This window comes from Streptomyces muensis (assembly GCF_021474425.1).
Lineage (GTDB): Bacteria > Actinomycetota > Actinomycetes > Streptomycetales > Streptomycetaceae > Streptomyces > Streptomyces muensis.
The window spans coordinates 1-17,121 of record NZ_JAKEIP010000183.1 but is presented as its reverse complement, the minus strand read 5'-3'; the positions used below and the strand labels follow the sequence as shown (position 1 = coordinate 17,121).

Below are 17,121 nucleotides of genomic sequence, written 5' to 3'. Positions count from 1 at the left end.
GGCGGGGTGGGCGTCAGGGCTTGCGGCCCAGGGCGCCGTGCTGGCCGATCGGCTGCGGGTCCTCGTCGCCCGGCTCGGGGTGCCACAGCGGGACGGAGACGAGGCCGGGTTCCACGAGGTCCAGGCCTTCGAAGTAGGCGGCGATCTGGTCGACGGGCCGTAGGAAGTACGGGACCGCGCCGGTCTCGTTGTAGGCGTCCTGGGCCTGCTCGTAGGCCGGGTCGGTGCCCCGGGAGCCCTCGTTGAGGGAGAGGTAGCTGCCGGAGGGCAGGCCGGCCAGCAGGCGGCGGACGATGTCGCGGGCCTGGTCGTAGTCGGTGACATGGCCGAGGATGCCGCTGAGGATCAGGGCCGTGGGCCGGGACAGGTCGAGCGTCCGGGACGCCGCCTGAAGGATCTTCTCCGGCTCGTAGAGACTCAGGTCCTCGTACGCCGTCGCACCCTCGGGTGTCGAGGTGAGCAGGGCGCGGGCGTGGGCCAGGACCAGCGGGTCGTTGTCGACGTAGACGATCTTCGACTCCGGGGCGAGGCGCTGGGCGACCTCGTGGGTGTTGTCGACGGTGGGCAGGCCCGTGCCGACGTCGAGGAACTGGCGTACGCCCGCCTCCGTGACCAGGTACCGGATGCTGCGGCCGAGGAAGGCGCGGCTGCTGCGGGCGATGGTGACGATGCCGGGGAAGACGGCGGTGTAGGCGTCGCCGGCCGCCTCGTCCACGGGGTAGTTGTCCTTGCCGCCCAGCCAGTAGTTCCAGATGCGGGCCGAGTGCGGTACCGAGGTGTCGATCTCCGTCATGTGCCCATGGTGCTACGCCGGGTCGGGCTCGCAGGGCACATTGAGGGAGAGAAGTGACGTGGATCCGTCGGATTTCACGAGGAGTTCGCTGATCGCGGCGTTGTGCAACCGGGGGAACACGCTGCGGTACCGGCCGGGCGGGATCGACAGCAGGGTGCACAGCACCAGGCGCAGGAGCGTGTTGTGGGCGACGACGAGGACGCGGTCGCCGGGGTGGGCGGCGGCGATGCGGCGTAGCGCTGCCGCGCCTCGCTCCGCGGCGGCCGACGGGTCCTCCGCGCCCGGGAACGGGTGTGCCACCGGGTCCGTCCGGAACGCCTGCGCGGCCTCGGGGTTCTCGGCCTCGAACTCCGCGAGCGTACGGCCCTCCAGCACGCCGAAGTCGCATTCGCGCAGGTCGGGTTCGCGGTGCGGGGTGATGCCGAGGGCTCTGCAGGCGGGGTCGGCGGTGACGACGGCGCGGGAGAGGGGCGATGTCCAGATCGCGTCGACGGGGTGGGCGCCGGCCCACCGCCCGAGCGCCTCGGCCTGGGCGCGGCCCGTATCGGTGAGGGGCACGTCGCTGATCCCGGCGTACCGGTTCTCGGCGTGCCAGACGGTCTGCCCGTGGCGAGCGAGGAGGAGGGACGTGGCTGTGGTCATGGGCGGTCCAGTGTCACTCGGCGTTGCTGCTGGCGTAGAGGGAGCCCGGCGCGACGGGGCACGGGCGTCGGTGCCGGCGCGAGGAGGTTGCGCAGCCCGGCGCGACGGGGTGCCGCCTGCGCCCACCCGTGCCGCCCCAGCGGCACGACTGCCCGCAGGCTGGGTGGGCTGGGCCGCAGGCTGCGCGGGCCGACCACAGGCTGGGTGGGCTGAGTGCGCTGGCCGACCGACCGCAGGCTGCGCGGGCTGAGCAGCCGGCGGTGCTGCGACGCCCCAGGGGCGCGGGGAACTGCGCGGCCAGCCACAGGGCACCCGCAGCCGCCATCGGGCCCAAGGACCCGAACTCGTAGGCCGGGGACCGTGGCGGACGTGTGTTCATGAGGTCGAAGTATCCGTGTCCAGGCAGGCGTGCGCGTGCGCCGCCACCGGGGGTGGGAGCCAGCCTCGGGAGGTCAGTTCGTCGAGCAGGCGGGCGTAGGGCTCGGCGAAGCGGGTGGTGTGGTGGGGGCGGGGTTCGATGGTCGTGGCGATGCGGACCATGGAAGACGCGGCGTCCGGCAGCCCGGATGCCGCGCCCGTGCCGTAGGCGGCCAACGCGGCCATCCCCAGGGCGGGTTCCGTCTGCTGCGGCACCCGCGCCGGGCGGCCGAGGATGTCGGCGCGCAGTTGGTTCCAGTACGGGCTGCGGGCGGCGCCGCCGGTGAAGGTGAGGGGGCCGTCGAGGGGGGCGCCGAGGTGGTGCAGGTAGTCCAGGCAGAGGCGTTCGGTGAAGGCGACGCCCTGGAGGAGTGCGGCCCACAGGTCGGCGTCCGACTCGGGTTCGCCCAGGAGCAACGCGGTGGCTTCCGGGGCCAGGAACGGGAAGCGTTCGCCGGGGGAGACGAGGGGATAGGTGATCGCGCCGGAGGGCTCGTACGACGCGGCCAGCGTGTCCATGGCCGCCGGATCCGCTCCCGCGAACGCCGCCGTGAGCACGCCCGCGCCCACGCTGGAGGCGCCGCCGGGCAGCCAACTCCCGTCCGGCGCACGGTGGTTGTAGACCACGCCGGTCGGATCCCGGACCGGCGTGAGGGACGCGCCCTTGAGGACCAGCGTGGTGCCGAGCACCGAGTTCCAGGAGCCCGGACGCAGGGCGGCGGAGGCGATCTGGGCCGCGCAGCCGTCGGTCATCCCGGCGATGACGGGCGTACCGGCGGGGATGCCCGTGGCGTCGGCGGCGGTCGCCGAGACCTCGCCCAGGCGGGTGCCGGGGCGTACGACGTCCGGGATCGCGGACTCGGGCAGGCCCAGTCGGGGCAGCATGGCCGGCCAGGCGTCGCGCTCCAGGTCGTACCCGGTCTTCAGGGCATGGCTGGAGTCGGCCGGGGGCAGCTCGCCGGTGAGGAGGGACACGACCAGGTCCGGCTGGTGGGTGATCCGGCCGGGGCCGTACGTCTCCGTCAGCCACAGCGCCTTCGGCAGCGCCCAGGTGTCCTGCACCCCGAGCCCCGCCATCCGCGCCCGCGCCCCCTCGGCCGTGGCCCGCCCGTCGTCGTACATCAGCGCGGGGCTCGTCGGCCGCCCCGCCCCGTCCGTCAGCAGCACGGTCCCGGAGGTCCCGCACACCGCGAGCCCGCCGACCCGTGCCTTCGACCGCCCCCGCAGCGCGGCACCCGACGCCGCGCACAGCGCGTCCCACCACTCGGCCGGATCCTGCTCGTGCCGCACCCCGTCCCGCCGCCCACCGAGCGGCGCCGAGCCGCTGCCGAGGACGGTGCCGTCCCCGGTGACCAGCAGGACCCGGACACTCTGGGTGCCGAGGTCGATCCCGAGCCAGGCATCGCCCTCGACGTGCTCGTGCGCCATCCGGACCTCCCTGTTCTGGGGGCGTTCATCGCGAACCGGGCCGTGAACTTCTCACTCTGCCCTGAGATTTTCCCGTGCGCGAGGGATTGACGCCCAACTTCCGCCGTTCCACCCTCTGTTAACGAGTCGACTCGCCGTGTTAAGCGCACCCCGGACCGGACCGAACCCCACGTGGAGGTCACGGATGGACACGCACCTGCACGACCGCCGCCGCTTCCTGGCACTGGGCGCCGCCCTGGCCGCCACTCCCCTCCTCTCCGCCTGCGGGGCCGGGTTCGGCGGCGACGACAGCAAGAGCGACGGCTCGGCGGCGGACGACGTCACCGGCTCCTTCGACTGGAAGCGGGAGAAGGGCACGACCGTCAAGGCGCTGCTCAACAAGCACCCGTACACGGACGCCCTGATCGCCGACCTGAAGTCGTTCACCGAGAAGACCGGCATCAAGGTCGAGTACGACGTGTTCCCCGAGGACAACTACTTCGACAAGCTCACCGTCGACCTGTCCAGCGGACGCGCCTCCTACGACGTCTTCATGCTGGGCGCCTACATGGTGTGGCAGTACGGGCCGCCCGGCTGGCTGGAGGATCTCGGGCCCTGGATGCGCAACGCCTCCGCCACCGGCGCCGAATGGGACCAGGCCGACTTCTTCCCCAACCTCCTCCAGGCCGACCAGTGGTCCCTGAAGGCGGGCGCGCCGCTCGGCCAGGGCGGACAGTACGCGCTGCCGTGGGGCTGGGAGACCAATGTCGTCGCCTACAACACGGACGTCTTCACCAAACTCGGCCTGAAGCCCGCCGAGACCTTCGACGAGCTGCGCGAACTCGCCGGGGCGATCAAGCAGAAGGCCCCCGGTGCCGGCTTCGACGGCATGTACGGGATCGCCGTACGAGGATCTCGCAGCTGGGCGACCATCCACCCGGGCTTCATGACCATGTACGCCCGCAACGGGCTCAAGGACTTCACAGTCTCCGGCGGGAAGCTCACACCCGCCATGAACACCCCGGAGGCCGTCGCGTTCACCGAGGACTGGGCCGGCATGGTCAAGCAGGGCGGGCCGCCGTCCTGGACGTCGTACACCTGGTACCAGTGCTCCAGCGACCTCGGCGCGAAGAAGGCCGGGATGCTCTTCGACGCGGACACGGCGGCCTACTTCCAGGCGGTGGAGGGCGCGAGCCCCGCCTCCGGGAAGATCGCCTTCCACCCCGGTCCGAAGGGGCCGGACGGCTCCCTCGCCACGAACATGTGGATCTGGTCGCTCGGCATGAACGCCAAGAGCAAGAAGAAGAGCGCGAGCTGGCTGTTCCTGCAGTGGGCGACCGGCAAGGAGCACCTGCTCAAGAGCGCGATCACCCACAACCACATCGACCCGGTACGGAAGTCGATCGCCGACGCCGCCGACTACAAGGACAAGATGGGGCACCTGCCCGGCTTCATCGACACCTTCGAGACGGTCGTCGACCAGACGAAGATCCAGTTCACCCCGCAGGCCCAGTTCTTCGACGCGACCACCAGCTGGGCCGCCGCCCTCCAGGAGATCTACGGCGGGCAGGGCGCCAAGTCGGTGCTCGACGGACTGGCGGGCGACCTCGCCGACAAGGTGGGCTAGCGCGATGGGTTGGCGGCTCGCCCTGCGCCCGTACGTCCTGATCGTCCCCGCCCTCCTCCTGACCTGCGGAATCCTCTACCCCTTCGGGCTCGGCCTCTACTACACGCTGTTCGACTTCTCGGCGAGCAAGCCGCAGCCGGACATGGTGCGGTTCGAGAACTACGAGACCGTCTTCACGCAGGAGGCGTTCTGGAACTCGGCGTGGGTCACGGTGCTGTACGCGGTCGGGGCGGCCGCCGTCGAGACGGTCCTCGGGGTCGCCGTCGCCCTGCTGCTGCACCGCTCGACGATCGTCGGACGGATCCTGGAGAAGATCCTCATCCTCCCGCTGATGATCGCCCCCGTGATCGCGGCGATCATCTGGAAGCTGATGCTCCAGCCGTCGGTCGGAGTCGTGAACTACCTGCTCAGACCCTTCGGCCTGGGCGGAGTCCAGTGGACGGACACCCCCACCGGCGCCCTGCTGTCCTCGATCGCCGTGGACGTCTGGGTCTACACCCCGTTCGTGGCGATCCTCGCCCTCGCCGGTCTGCGGTCCCTGCCCACCTCCCCCTTCGAGGCGGCGGCCGTGGACGGCGCGGGATGGTGGTACACCTTCCGGCGCCTCACCCTGCCGATGCTGTGGCCGTACGTCCTCGTCGCGGTGATCTTCCGCTTCATGGACTCGCTGAAGGTGTTCGACATCATCTACGCCCTGACGGAGGGCGGCCCGGGCGACTCCACCGTCGTCCTCCAGATCCGGGCGTACCTGGAGGCGATCCGCTTCCAGCGCTACTCGTTCGGCATCAGCTACACGATCGTGCTGTGGGCGGTGGTGTATCTCGCCGCGATGGTGCTGGTGAAGCACCTCGGCAAGATCCAGCGAAAAGCGGCGGAGGTGAAATGACCATGCGCAAGCGCCTGTTGGGGTGGCTGGCGGACGCCGCCCTCATCCTCTACTTCCTCTTCGCGCTCTTCCCGATCGCCTGGATGGTGATCCTGTCCCTGAAGCCGACGAACGAGCTCTTCTCCACCTACTTCTCCTTCTCCCCCACCCTCGACGGCTACCGCACGGTCCTCGGCGACAGCGAGGGCATCCCGTTCGTCCGCTTCTTCGTCAACAGCCTGGTGGTGTCGCTGGGCGCGGTGGCCCTCTCCCTCCTCGTGGGCCTGCCCGCCGCCTACGCCTCGGCGCGCTGGCGTTTCAAGGGCTCCGAGAACCTGATGTTCACGCTGCTGTCGTTCCGCTTCGCACCCGAACTCACCGTGATCATCCCGCTGTTCGTGCTGTACCAGAAGCTCGGTCTCTTCGACACCTACGTCGGCATGGTCTGGGTGCTCCAGCTGGTCACGCTCCCCCTCACCGTGTGGATCATGCGCTCGTACTTCGCCGACCTCACCCCCGAACTGGAGCAGGCGGCCCTGCTGGACGGCTACACCCGCAAGCAGGCGTTCGTGAGGGTGGCGCTCCCCCTGGTCAAGCCGGGCGTGGCCGCCGTGTCCCTGCTCGCCTTCATCTTCGCCTGGAACAACTTCGTCTTCCCTCTCATCCTGACCTCCAACGAGGCCCAGACCGTGACCGTCGGCGCCCTGTCCTTCCTCGGCGGCGACCGCCCCAAGTACAACCTCACGGCCGCCGCCGCACTCGTCTCCGTCGTACCACCGCTGCTCCTCGCGCTGACGATCCAGCGGTATCTGGTGCGTGGCCTGTCGTTCGGGGCGGTGAAGTCTTGAGCACGGCCATCGCGAGCACGGCCATCGCGCTGCGCGGCATCCGCAAGGCATACGGAAGGACGACGGCCCTCGACGGCCTGGAACTGAAGGTGGCGGAGGGCGAGTTCTTCTGCCTGCTCGGCCCTTCCGGCGCGGGCAAGACGACCACGCTCAAGACCATCGCCGGCCTCGAACAGCCCGACGCCGGCACGGTGGAACTCGACGGCAAGGACATGCGCGGCGTGGAGCCCTACGACCGTGGCGTGGCGATGTGCTTCGAGAGCTACGCCCTCTACCCGCACAAGTCGGCCTACGACAACCTCGCCTCCCCGCTCCGCTCCCCCCGCCACCGCCTCCCCGCCGCCAAGGCCCGGGAGCGGATCGGCGAGATCGCCGAACTCCTCGGCATCTCCGCCCTGTTGGACCGCCCGGTAGGCCAACTCTCCAACGGCCAACGCCAGCGCGTGGCCCTCGGCCGAGTCCTGGTCCGCCCGGCCCGGGCCTTCCTCCTGGACGAGCCCCTCTCCCACCTGGACGCCAAACTGCGCCAGCAGATGCGGGCGGAACTGAAGGCGATCGGGGCCGTTCAGCGCACCACGACCCTCTACGTCACCCATGACTCCGTCGAGGCCCTGGCGCTGGGCGACCGCATCGGGGTCATCCGGGACGGGAGGATCGTGCAGACGGGGACACGGGAGGAGATCTGGTACCGCCCCTACGACACGGAGGTCGCACGCGCCTTCGGCCGCCCCCGCATCAACCTGCTGCCGGGAACCATGACGCCGGACCGTGGTTTCCGCTCCCCGGACGGCAAGGTCGAGCTGCCGATGCTCAGCGACACCACCCCCGGCACGGACGTACTGATCGGCGTCCGCCCCCGCGATCTCACCCTCGGCGAGGGCGCGGGACACCAGCTCACCGGCACGGTCTACGTGACCGAGGTGCTCGGCCGATCGGTGGAGGTCACCGTCCGCCTCGGCGAGCAGCACGTGTCCTTGGTCGCCCCGCGCGGCGAGGTGACCGCCCTGCGTCCCGACGATCCGGTACGACTGTCGGTCCGGCCTGAGAACCTGCTCCTGTTCGAGGCCGACCGGCCGGAGCGCCCAGGACGAAGGATCGACCATGAATAACCCGCAGGGCCCCGCCGCCCGCCAGGCCGCCATGGCCGAGCAGGTCCTCGCCGACGGCACGGCGACGGCGGCCGAACTGGCCGAACGCTTCGGCGTGAGCCTGATGACGATCCACCGGGACCTCGACGAGCTCGAACGGCAGGGCATCGTCCGCAAGTTCAGGGGCGGGGTGACGGCCCAGCCGTCCGGTGTCTTCGAGTCGAACGTGCAGTACCGCCTGAAGACCATGCGCGCGGAGAAGGCCGCCGTCGCCGACCGGGCCCTGAAGCTGATCGAGCCCGGCATGGCGATCATGCTGGACGACTCCACCTCCACCCTGGAGATAGCCCGCAGGCTACGGCTCGGGGAGGTGACCCCGCTGACGGTCGTCACCAACTTCCTGGAAGCCATCAACATGCTCTCCGACCAGCGCGGCATCCACCTCATGGCCCTCGGCGGCGACTACGACCCGCTGCACTCCTCCTTCCTCGGCGTGTCCTGCGTCGAGGCGATAGAGCAGCTGCGCGTGGACGTCTGCTTCGCCTCCACGTCGGCCGTGCGCGGGGGCTACGCCTACCACCAGGAGCAGCACATCGTGTCGGTGAAGCGGGCCATGCTCGACGCGGCGGCCCGCAACATCCTGCTGATCGACCACACCAAGCTCGCACGGGTCGCCCTGCACCGGGTGGTCCCCCTGGACCGCTTCGACCTGCTCCTCGTGGACGACGGGGCGTCGGCCGAGGCGCTGCGGGACCTGGACGAGCACAAGGTCCGCTACGAGGTTTGCGCGACGGCGACGAGGGGCGGCGATGACCGAGCTGGAGCTACGTGAACTACGCAAGACCTACCGCGCCCGGGGCCGTCCGCCGGTGGACGCCGTACGCGGCATCGACCTGACCCTCCGCTCCGGCGAACTGCTCGGCCTCCTCGGCCCGTCGGGCTGCGGCAAGTCGACGACCCTGCGCATGATCGCCGGCCTGGAGACGGTGACCGGCGGCGACATCCTGGTCGGCGGCTCCTCGGTCGTCTCCCGCCCCGCCCAGCAGCGCAACATCGGGGTCGCCTTCGAGAACTACGCCCTGTACCCGCCCCTGACGGTCGCGGAGAACCTCGCCTTCGGCCTGAAGGCCCGTAAACGGGCCGACCGGGGAGACGTGGCCCGCAAGGTCAGGGAGATCGCCGACCGCGTGGACCTGACCACCATCCTGGACGCCCACCCCGCCGGCCTCTCCAGCGGCCAGAAGCAACGCGTCTCCCTGGCCCGGGCCCTGATCCGCGAACCGGACGTCCTCCTCCTCGACGAGCCCCTCTCCCATCTGGACGCGGCCCAACGCGACACCACCCGCCGCGAACTCAAACGCATCCAGCGCGACCTGGGCCACACCACCATCCTGGTCACCCACGACCAGGAGGAGGCCCTCTCCCTGGCCGACCGCATCGCCGTGATGAAGGACGGCATGATCCAGCAACTGGGCACCCCGTACGAGATCTACGACACCCCCGCCAACGTCTTCGTGGCGGACTTCGTGGGCGAACCAGCGATCAACCTCCTCCCCGCCGTGACGACGGCCGACGGCCACGCCCGCCTCTCCGACACGGCCCGCCTCGCACTGCCCGTACCACTGGCGGCCGGCCGCGAGGTGATGCTCGGAATCCGCCCCGAAGACCTGTCCCTCGCCGGCGAGGAGGAGGGTCTGCCGGCCCGCGTGGTCGCCCACGAGCCCCTCCTGGAATCGGGCATCGCGACCGTCACCCTCCCCGGCGTCGACAACCCCCTGGCCGTCCTCACCGCCCCCGAGGTCCGCCTGGCCCACGACGACCGCGTCCACATCACCGCCGACCCCGGCCTCACCCATGTCTTCGACGCCGAGACAGGAGACTCCCTGCGATGACCAACGGGAACAGCGTGCGCGTCCTGGCCGCGGGCGACCACTTCATCCTGCCGTCGCTGATCAGAGAGGCCCTGGCCCCCGAACTCCCCTGCGAGGTGACCGAACTGACCCTCGGCTGGCCGCTGGACCCCTTCGGCCCGGTGGCCGAGGTGACGGAGGCGAGCGACGCCGAGGACGAACTGATCGAGGCGCTCACCGGCGCCCAGGTCCTGGTCACCCAGATGGGCCCGGTGACGGAACGCGTCCTGGACGCCTGCCCTGACCTCAAGCTGGTGGTGGTCTGCCGCGGCGGCCCGGTGAACGTCAACCTGGACGCGGCCAAACGCCACGACGTCCGGGTCTGCTACGCCCCCGGCCGCAACGCCGCCGCCACCGCCGAGTTCACCATCGGCCTGATGCTGGCGGCCCTGCGCCGCATCCCCCAGGCCCACGACCTCCTCGCCCGCCGTTCCAGTTGGGAGGGGGCGACCTACTACACCTACGAGCACAGCGGCCTGGAGCTGGAGGACCTGCCGGTAGGCCTGGTGGGCTACGGGGCCGTCGGCAGCCGCGTCGCCCGCGTGCTCTGCGCCTTCGGAGCACGGGTGATGGTCCACGACCCGTACGTACACGGCGAGATCCACGGCCTACGGGTCACGTCCCTGGACGAACTCCTACGAAAATCCCAGCTGATCACAATCCACGCCCGCCTCACTCCCGAGACCGACGGCCTGATCGGCGCCCGCGAACTGGCCCTGCTGCCGAAGGGCGCGGTGGTGGTCAACGCGGCAAGGGGCCCGCTCCTGGACGAGGAGGCCCTGTGCGACGCCCTGGAGACCGGCCACGTGTCCTCAGCAGCCCTGGACACCTACGTACAGGAGCCGCTCCCCCCGACCTCCCGCCTCCACGCCCTGGCCGACCGGGTCGTCCTCACCCCCCACCTGGGCGGCGCGTCCCGCCCGGTAGCGGAGAAGGCAGCGGCAATCGCCGCCGCCGAGGTGGCCCGCTGGTCCCGCGGAGAGCCGCTGGCCCACTGTCTGACGTAAGGGCGACGCCCAGCCAAGCGCCGGGCAAGAGCCCACCAACTTGCGCCCCGGAGGCGAACGCAGCCAAACATTCAGCACGTCACCCCGAAAAGCACAGCACAGCCAACCAAGCCAAAGGCGGGTGGGATGTACATCGGCATCGACGTAGGCACATCCACGGTAAAAGCAGCAGCCTTCGCCCCCACCGGCCACGAACTGGCCGTGGCTGCCCGCCCCGTAACCCTCACCCTCCACGCCGGTTTCGTGGAGCAGGACATGCAGGAGGTGTACGACGCGGTGGTCGCCGTACTGGACGAGGTGACCGCCCGGATCCCTGAGCCGGTGGAGCTGGCCGGCCTGACCGGCCAGGGCGACGGCGTCTGGCTGGTCGACGCGCAGGGACGCCCGGTCCGCCCGGCCGCCTCCTGGATGGACGGCCGGGCCCACGAACTGGTCGACCGCTGGCTGGCTGACGGCACGTTCGAGGCGGTGTTCCGACGCACCGGAAGCGCGATGTTCCCGGGCTGCCCGGGGCCGCTGCTGGCGTGGCTGGACACGCACGAGCCGAAGGCGCTGGACGAGGCGGCGGCGGCCGTCTACTGCAAGGACATGGTGTTCCACCGGTTGACCGGGGCGGGGCCGAGGACAGACGTCTCGGACGCGTCGATGCCGTTCCTGGATCCGCGCACCCGCACGTACGACAACCGGGTCGTGGAACTGCTCGGGCTGACCCACCGGCGCGGGCTCCTCGCGCCGGTCAGCGATCCGGTCGCGACGGCGGACGCGCTCGGGGAGGGCCTCCCACCCGGAACCCGCGTCGCGAACGGCCCCTACGACCTCCCGGCCTGCGCACTCGGCGCGGGAGTGACGACCCCGGGCGACGGCCTCCTCATCGTCGGCACCTGCCTGGCCAGCCTCGTCGCGACCACCGACCTCGACCTGACCGGGGAGCCGGCCGGCCTGTACATCAACACGGACCGCCCCGGGCACTGGCTGCGCGCGATGCCCGCGATGGTGGGGACGGCCGCGTTGGACTGGGTGCTGTCGACGACCGGCGTCCACCACGACGAGGTCGACGCCCTGCTCGCCGAGACTCCACCCGGGGCGAACGGCGTACGCGTACTCCCGTACTTCGCCCCCTCCGGCGAGCGCGCGCCCTTCGTCGAACCCCGGCTGCGGGCCGAACTCACCGGTGTCTCCCTGGAGTCGACGAAGGCCGATCTGATCCGTGCCACCTGCGAGGGCATCGGTTTCGCGGCCCGGCACTGTCTGGAGGCGGCGGGGCTGACGGGGACGCTCGCCGTCTGCGGGGGCGGGACGCGCAGCCCGGCGTGGATGCGGCTGCTCGCCGACGTCCTGGGACGGCCGTTGAGGGTCATGGAGGGCGAGGTCGGCGCGCGCGGCGCGGTGCTCGCGGCGGCCGAGCGGTACGGGCAGGCGCTGGACGCCGAGGAGTGGACGCGGCCGACGGCGGTGATCGAGCCGGACGCGGCACGGGCCGCGTACTACGCGGAGGAGTACGAGGAACACCTGACCCGCCTGAGTCAGGCGCGCGAACGGGTCCGCGCCTGAACCACCTTGTGAAGAAAGGGAGTTGGATGCACCCGAGACGTAGATCCCTGCTGCTCGCCGCCGCCGGCACCTCCGCGGCCGCCGCCGTGCCCGCGACCGCCGGCGCCGCCCCCGGGTCCCGGCCCGCGCGCGGGCCGCTGGTCATCGGCCACCGCGGCGCGGCCGGCTGGCGCCCCGAACACACCGCGGCCTCCTACACGTACGCCGTGCAGACCGGAGCCGACTGGATCGAGCCGGATCTCGTCCCGACGAAGGACCATGTCCTGGTCGTCCGGCACGAGAACGAGATCTCGCAGACGACGGACGTGGCGTCGCACCCGGAGTTCGCGGGCCGCCGTACCACCAAGACGGTGGACGGGCGGGCGGTGTCGGGCTGGTTCACGGAGGATTTCACGCTGGCGGAGCTGAAGACGTTGCGGGCGGTCGAGCGGCTGCCGTCGGTCCGCAACCGCAACACCGTGTTCGACGGCCGCGAGGAGGTGCTGACCTTCCAGGAGGTGGTCGACCTGGCGCGCGGGCTCTCCAAGGAGTACGGCCGGACCATCGCCGTGTTCCCGGAGACCAAGCACCCGACGTACTTCCGCTCCCTGGGGCTGCCCTTGGAGCCGAAGCTGGCGGCGGCGATCCGCCGTAACCGCCTCGGCCGGCGTGAGTGTGTCGTGCAGTCCTTCGAGCCGACGAGTCTGAGGCGGGTCGCGGCGGAGCGGCTGGGGGTGCCGTTGTGGCAGGCGCTGGGGACGACGGGTGGGCCGTACGACCTGGTCTCGGCCGGTGAACCGACGACGTACCGGGACATGATGACGCCGGCGGGGCTGGCGCGGATCGCCGGGTACGCGGACTGGATCGGGCCGGACAAGTCGTCGCTGGTGGGCACGCCGGTCCTCGCGGACGCGCATGCGGCGGGGCTGCGGGTGGGGCCGTACACCTTCCGGGCGGAGAACCAGTTTCTGGCGGCGCAGTTCCGGCGCGGGAGCGGAGCGAACGATTTCGGGGACGCGTTCGCGGAGTACGCGCTGTACTACGGGATGGGGGTCGACGCCGTGGTGACCGACTTCCCGGATCTGGCGGTGATGGCGAGGCAGGGCTGACCCGTAGGAGGGCATCCATGGTGACCAAGCACTGCAGGAACTGCGGAGGCACGCTTCAGGAGTTCCGCGAGCTCGCCGAGGACGAGCAGGCGTACGTCAAGGCGCACAAGCCCAGGCACACCCGCCTGGGCTCGTACTACCGCTGTGCCCGCGAGGGCTGCCGGCGCTACCAGCGGCTGGGGGACCACAACGACGGCGCGTCGTTCCCCGAACCGGAGGAGTGACCCTTACAGGTTGCTGAAGTCCGGCCCCTTCGTCCGCGTCCGCTTGATCTCGTAGAAGCCCGGCACGGAGGCCACGGCGAGGGTGCCGTCCCAGAGCCTGGCGGCGTCCTCGCCCTTGGGGGCCGGGGTGACGACGGGGCCGAAGAAGGCGATCTGCTCGCCGTTGTCGCCGGGGACGGCGATGACCGGGGTGCCGACCTCCTGGCCGACCTTGTCGATGCCCTCCTTGTGGGAGGCGCGCAGCTGCGGCTCGTAGGGGGTGTCGTCCCAGTGCTCCATGAGGGACTCGGGCAGACCGACGTCCTTCAGGGCGGCGGCGACCGTCTCCTTGCCGGGGCCCTCGCCCTGGTTGTGGATGCGGGTGCCGAGCGCGGTGTAGAGGTCGCCGAGCACGTCGGCGCCGTGCTCCTCCTGGGCGGCGATGACGACGCGGACCGGGCCCCAGGCCTTGGTCTCCAGCAGTTCGCGGTACTCGGCGGGCAGGTCGTCCAGCTTGTCCTCGTTGAGGACGGCGAGGCTCATCAGGTGCCAGCGGACCTCGATGTCGCGGAGCTTCTCCACTTCCTGCACCCAGCGCGAGGTCATCCAGGCCCAGGGGCACAGCGGGTCGAACCAGAAGTCGACGGGGGTCTTGTCCGACATGTCTCTCCTCAGACGCAAGCAGGTCTCAGCCAAATCTCTGGGGAAACGTCCCGGCTCTCCCGGCCATTCCCCGGTGCCGTGTGTCAGGAGCACATGGCAGGATCGGGGCTGTCCGCATACTGAACACCTCTGCCCGATCACATCCACCTGAACATCCGAGGGAGTGCCACGCGTGCCCGGTGAGAATCTGTCCCGCGACGAGGCCCGGGAGCGGGCCGCCCTGCTGTCCGTCGACGGGTACGACGTGTCCCTCGACGTGCGTTCCGCCCTCGGTGAGGGACCATCCGGGGAGGGGACGCCGCGTACGTTCCGCTCGGTCACGACGATCCGCTTCCGCTGTGCCGAGCCCGGCGCCACGAGCTTCGCGGATCTGATCGCGCCGAGTGTGACGGCGGTCTCCCTCAACGGCCGGGACCTGGACCCGAGCGAGGTCTTCGACGGTTCGCGGATCACGCTGGAGGACCTGGCCGCCGACAACGAGCTCGTCGTGGACGCCCAGTGCGCCTACTCGCGCACGGGTGAGGGCCTGCACCGCTTCGTCGACCCGGAGGACGGCGAGGTCTATCTCTACACCCAGTACGAGCCGGCCGACTCCCGCCGGGTCTTCGCGAACTTCGAGCAGCCGGACCTCAAGGCGCCGTTCCGCTTCGAGGTGCGGGCGCCCGAGGAGTGGACGGTGTGGAGCAACGGGGCCGGTGAACTCGCCGACGGGGTCTGGAGGTTCGCCGAGACGAAGCCGATCTCGACGTACATCACCTGTGTCGTGGCCGGGCCGTACCACTACGTCACGGACTCCTACTCCCGTACGTTCGCGGACGGCACGACGCTGGAGATCCCGCTGGGCGCGATGTGCCGCAAGGGGCTCGCGCCGTACTTCGACGCCGACGACGTCTTCCTGGTGACGAAGCAGGGCCTGGACTTCTTCCACGACCACTTCGACTACCCGTACCCCTTCGGGAAGTACGACCAGGCGTTCGTGCCGGAGTACAACCTCGGCGCGATGGAGAACCCGGGGATGGTGACCTTCCGGGAGGAGTTCATCTTCCGCGGGAAGGTGACGCGGGCGTCGTACGAGGGCCGGGCCAACGTCGTCCTGCACGAGATGGCGCACATGTGGTTCGGCGACCTGGTCACCATGGTGTGGTGGGACGACCTGTGGCTGAAGGAGTCCTTCGCGGACTTCATGGGCACCTTCGCAGGCGTCGGCGCGACCCGCTTCAAGGACGCCTGGATCACCTTCGCCAACCGCCGCAAGGCATGGGCGTACCGCGCCGACCAGCTGCCCTCCACGCACCCGATCACGGCGGACATCCGCGACCTCCAGGACGCGAAGCTCAACTTCGACGGCATCACCTACGCCAAGGGCGCGTCGGTGCTCAAGCAGCTGGTGGCGTACGTCGGCCAGGACGCCTTCCTGGAGGGAGCACGGCGCTACTTCAAGCGGCACGCCTACGGCAACACGCGCCTCGGTGATCTGCTGGCGGTGCTGGAGGAGACCAGTGGCCGGGACATGGGCGCCTGGTCGCGGTCCTGGCTGCAGACGGCGGGCGTGAACTCGCTGACCCCGCAGGTGCTGCTGGACGCGGAGGGCCGGATCGACGAGCTGGCGGTGGTGCAGGAGGCGGCGGAGTCGCACCCGGAGCTGCGTCCGCACCGGGTGGCGGTGGGCCTGTACCGGAGGACGGGGGCCGGTGCGCTGGAGCGGTTCGCGCAGGCCGAGGTGGACGTGGAGGGGCCGCGGACGGTCGTGGCGGAGCTGGCGGGCGCCGAGGCCCCGGAGCTGGTGCTGGTCAACGACGACGACCTGACGTACTGCAAGACCCGCTTCGACGAGACGTCGCTGGCGACGCTGCGTTCCGCCCTCGGTGACATCAGCGACCCGCTGGCGCGTGCGCTGTGCTGGTCGGCGCTGTGGAACATGACGCGGGACGCGCTGCTGCCGGCCCGGGACTTCGTGGAGCTGGTGCTGCGGTTCGCGGGGCGCGAGTCGGACATCGGTGTGCTGCAGATGCTGCACGCGTGGGCGAACTCGTCGCTGGTGCACTACGCGGCGCCGGCGTGGCGGCCGGCCGGCGAGCGGCTGGTGGCCGAGGGCGCGCTGCGGGAGCTGCGGGCGGCCGAGGCGGGCAGTGAGCAGCAGCTGGCGTGGGCGCGGTTCCTCGCGTCGGTGGCGTCGGGGTCGGAGGACCTGGGGTTGCTGCGGGGGCTGCTGGAGGGCACGGAGAAGATCGACGGGCTGGAAGTCGACCAGGAGCTGCGCTGGACGTTCCTTGAGCCGCTGGCCGCGCACGGGGTCGCGGACGAGTCGGCGCTGGCGGCCGAACTGGCCCGGGACGACACGGCGTCCGGCAAGCGCCACCAGGTCCGCTGTCTCGCGGCCCGGCCCTCGGAGGCGGTGAAGGCACAGGCGTGGGCGCAGGTCGTGGAGTCGGACGCGCTGTCCAACGCGCTGGTGGAGGCGACCATCGCCGGCTTCACGCAGCCGTCCCAGCGGGAACTGCTCGCGCCGTACGCCGAGAAGTACTTCGCCGCGATCGAGCGGGTGTGGGACGAGCGGTCGATCCAGATCGGCATGGACGTGGTCCGGGGTCTGTTCCCGGGGCTCCAGCAGTCGCAGACCACGCTGGACGCTACGGACGCGTGGCTCGCGGCGCACGAGGGGGCGGCGCCGGCGCTGCGGCGGCTGGTGCTGGAGGCGCGGGACGATCTGGCGCGGGCGCTGCGGGGGCAGGCGTGTGACGCCGCGGCCGCCTCCGCGTCAAGCGCCGGATGACCTTTGGCCAACGATCACGGCCCTGTGTGACCGTTACGGAATTCAGGCAATAGCAGCCGTAACTCCTGGTCCAACCCGAACGGACCAGGGGTTTTCCGTGCCTACTCGGCATCCGAACACCCGTCCTTTAGTGCCAGGTTGTCCGTATTTGTCGACGGGCGTGTAACAGCGGTTAAAGGGCCGACGAGACGCGGGAACCTCCGGGTCATGAACCACAACACCCCGCTCCCCCCGCTCTC

The 17,121-nt window shown here is 70.8% G+C and carries 15 protein-coding genes; 11 read left to right on the top strand and 4 right to left on the bottom strand.

Annotated elements, in window-relative coordinates:
• Positions 1 to 13: 13 nt before the first annotated feature.
• From L0P92_RS31315 to L0P92_RS31305, 3 genes are all read right to left on the bottom strand, one after another.
• A complete protein-coding gene (locus L0P92_RS31315; protein ID WP_234766427.1) occupies positions 14 to 793 on the bottom strand; it encodes an SAM-dependent methyltransferase in 780 nt (259 codons plus the stop codon).
• Between the two features lie 12 nt (positions 794 to 805).
• Positions 806 to 1,435: a histidine phosphatase family protein gene (locus L0P92_RS31310; RefSeq protein ID WP_234766426.1), complete on the bottom strand. Its 630-nt coding sequence runs from the start codon at positions 1,433 to 1,435 to the stop codon at positions 806 to 808.
• 375 nt (positions 1,436 to 1,810) lie between these two features.
• Positions 1,811 to 3,280 (bottom strand): FGGY-family carbohydrate kinase, encoded by a 1,470-nt coding sequence (locus L0P92_RS31305; protein ID WP_234766425.1) that lies wholly within the window; start codon positions 3,278 to 3,280, stop codon positions 1,811 to 1,813.
• A gap of 184 nt (positions 3,281 to 3,464) precedes the next feature.
• Here L0P92_RS31305 and L0P92_RS31300 point away from each other — a divergent pair, with 184 nt between their 5' ends.
• From L0P92_RS31300 to L0P92_RS31255, 10 genes are all read left to right on the top strand, one after another.
• Positions 3,465 to 4,886, top strand: coding sequence for an ABC transporter substrate-binding protein (locus L0P92_RS31300; RefSeq protein ID WP_234766424.1), 1,422 nt, complete (start codon positions 3,465 to 3,467; stop codon positions 4,884 to 4,886).
• Between the two features lie 4 nt (positions 4,887 to 4,890).
• Complete coding sequence (locus L0P92_RS31295) at positions 4,891 to 5,772, top strand: carbohydrate ABC transporter permease (protein WP_234766423.1); 882 nt, start codon at positions 4,891 to 4,893, stop codon at positions 5,770 to 5,772.
• A 2-nt stretch (positions 5,773 to 5,774) separates the two neighbouring features.
• On the top strand, positions 5,775 to 6,599 hold the full coding sequence (locus L0P92_RS31290; RefSeq protein ID WP_234766422.1) for a carbohydrate ABC transporter permease: 825 nt from the start codon (positions 5,775 to 5,777) through the stop codon (positions 6,597 to 6,599).
• Positions 6,596 to 7,708, top strand: a complete 1,113-nt coding sequence (locus L0P92_RS31285; RefSeq protein WP_234766421.1) for an ABC transporter ATP-binding protein — start codon at positions 6,596 to 6,598, stop codon at positions 7,706 to 7,708. The genes L0P92_RS31290 and L0P92_RS31285 overlap by 4 nt, the downstream gene beginning before the upstream one ends.
• Positions 7,701 to 8,519 (top strand): DeoR/GlpR family DNA-binding transcription regulator, encoded by an 819-nt coding sequence (locus L0P92_RS31280; protein ID WP_234766420.1) that lies wholly within the window; start codon positions 7,701 to 7,703, stop codon positions 8,517 to 8,519. The genes L0P92_RS31285 and L0P92_RS31280 overlap by 8 nt, the downstream gene beginning before the upstream one ends.
• A complete protein-coding gene (locus L0P92_RS31275; RefSeq protein ID WP_234766419.1) occupies positions 8,497 to 9,579 on the top strand; it encodes an ABC transporter ATP-binding protein in 1,083 nt (360 codons plus the stop codon). Before L0P92_RS31280 ends, L0P92_RS31275 begins: the two co-directional genes overlap by 23 nt.
• Positions 9,576 to 10,604 carry a 2-hydroxyacid dehydrogenase gene (locus L0P92_RS31270; RefSeq protein WP_234766418.1) on the top strand — a complete coding sequence of 343 codons (1,029 nt, stop codon included), beginning with the start codon at positions 9,576 to 9,578 and terminating at the stop codon, positions 10,602 to 10,604. Before L0P92_RS31275 ends, L0P92_RS31270 begins: the two co-directional genes overlap by 4 nt.
• Positions 10,605 to 10,730: 126 nt before the next feature.
• Positions 10,731 to 12,155 (top strand): FGGY-family carbohydrate kinase, encoded by a 1,425-nt coding sequence (locus tag L0P92_RS31265; RefSeq protein WP_234766417.1) that lies wholly within the window; start codon positions 10,731 to 10,733, stop codon positions 12,153 to 12,155.
• Positions 12,156 to 12,181: 26 nt separating this feature from the next.
• Positions 12,182 to 13,243 carry a glycerophosphodiester phosphodiesterase family protein gene (locus L0P92_RS31260; protein ID WP_234766416.1) on the top strand — a complete coding sequence of 354 codons (1,062 nt, stop codon included), beginning with the start codon at positions 12,182 to 12,184 and terminating at the stop codon, positions 13,241 to 13,243.
• A gap of 17 nt (positions 13,244 to 13,260) precedes the next feature.
• On the top strand, positions 13,261 to 13,467 hold the full coding sequence (locus L0P92_RS31255) for a hypothetical protein (RefSeq protein ID WP_234766415.1): 207 nt from the start codon (positions 13,261 to 13,263) through the stop codon (positions 13,465 to 13,467).
• A 3-nt stretch (positions 13,468 to 13,470) separates the two neighbouring features.
• Here L0P92_RS31255 and L0P92_RS31250 read toward each other — a convergent pair whose 3' ends face one another.
• Positions 13,471 to 14,109: a mycothiol-dependent nitroreductase Rv2466c family protein gene (locus tag L0P92_RS31250; protein WP_234766414.1), complete on the bottom strand. Its 639-nt coding sequence runs from the start codon at positions 14,107 to 14,109 to the stop codon at positions 13,471 to 13,473.
• A 172-nt stretch (positions 14,110 to 14,281) separates the two neighbouring features.
• Here L0P92_RS31250 and pepN point away from each other — a divergent pair, with 172 nt between their 5' ends.
• Positions 14,282 to 16,882: an aminopeptidase N gene (gene pepN, locus L0P92_RS31245; RefSeq protein ID WP_234766413.1), complete on the top strand. Its 2,601-nt coding sequence runs from the start codon at positions 14,282 to 14,284 to the stop codon at positions 16,880 to 16,882.
• Positions 16,883 to 17,121: the final 239 nt, after the last annotated feature.

Bases quoted from the DNA above. Each gene is read 5' to 3' on its own strand.
- L0P92_RS31305 (WP_234766425.1), bottom strand. From the start codon at position 3,280: ATGGCGCACGAGCACGTCGAGGGCGATGCCTGGCTCGGGATCGACCTC.
- L0P92_RS31295 (WP_234766423.1), top strand. From the start codon at position 4,891: ATGGGTTGGCGGCTCGCCCTGCGCCCGTACGTCCTGATCGTCCCCGCC.
- L0P92_RS31300 (WP_234766424.1), top strand. From the start codon at position 3,465: ATGGACACGCACCTGCACGACCGCCGCCGCTTCCTGGCACTGGGCGCC.
- L0P92_RS31260 (WP_234766416.1), top strand. From the start codon at position 12,182: ATGCACCCGAGACGTAGATCCCTGCTGCTCGCCGCCGCCGGCACCTCC.
- L0P92_RS31280 (WP_234766420.1), top strand. From the start codon at position 7,701: ATGAATAACCCGCAGGGCCCCGCCGCCCGCCAGGCCGCCATGGCCGAG.
- L0P92_RS31315 (WP_234766427.1), bottom strand. From the start codon at position 793: ATGACGGAGATCGACACCTCGGTACCGCACTCGGCCCGCATCTGGAAC.
- L0P92_RS31310 (WP_234766426.1), bottom strand. From the start codon at position 1,435: ATGACCACAGCCACGTCCCTCCTCCTCGCTCGCCACGGGCAGACCGTC.
- L0P92_RS31290 (WP_234766422.1), top strand. From the start codon at position 5,775: ATGCGCAAGCGCCTGTTGGGGTGGCTGGCGGACGCCGCCCTCATCCTC.
- L0P92_RS31250 (WP_234766414.1), bottom strand. From the start codon at position 14,109: ATGTCGGACAAGACCCCCGTCGACTTCTGGTTCGACCCGCTGTGCCCC.
- L0P92_RS31255 (WP_234766415.1), top strand. From the start codon at position 13,261: ATGGTGACCAAGCACTGCAGGAACTGCGGAGGCACGCTTCAGGAGTTC.
- L0P92_RS31275 (WP_234766419.1), top strand. From the start codon at position 8,497: ATGACCGAGCTGGAGCTACGTGAACTACGCAAGACCTACCGCGCCCGG.
- L0P92_RS31270 (WP_234766418.1), top strand. From the start codon at position 9,576: ATGACCAACGGGAACAGCGTGCGCGTCCTGGCCGCGGGCGACCACTTC.
- L0P92_RS31265 (WP_234766417.1), top strand. From the start codon at position 10,731: ATGTACATCGGCATCGACGTAGGCACATCCACGGTAAAAGCAGCAGCC.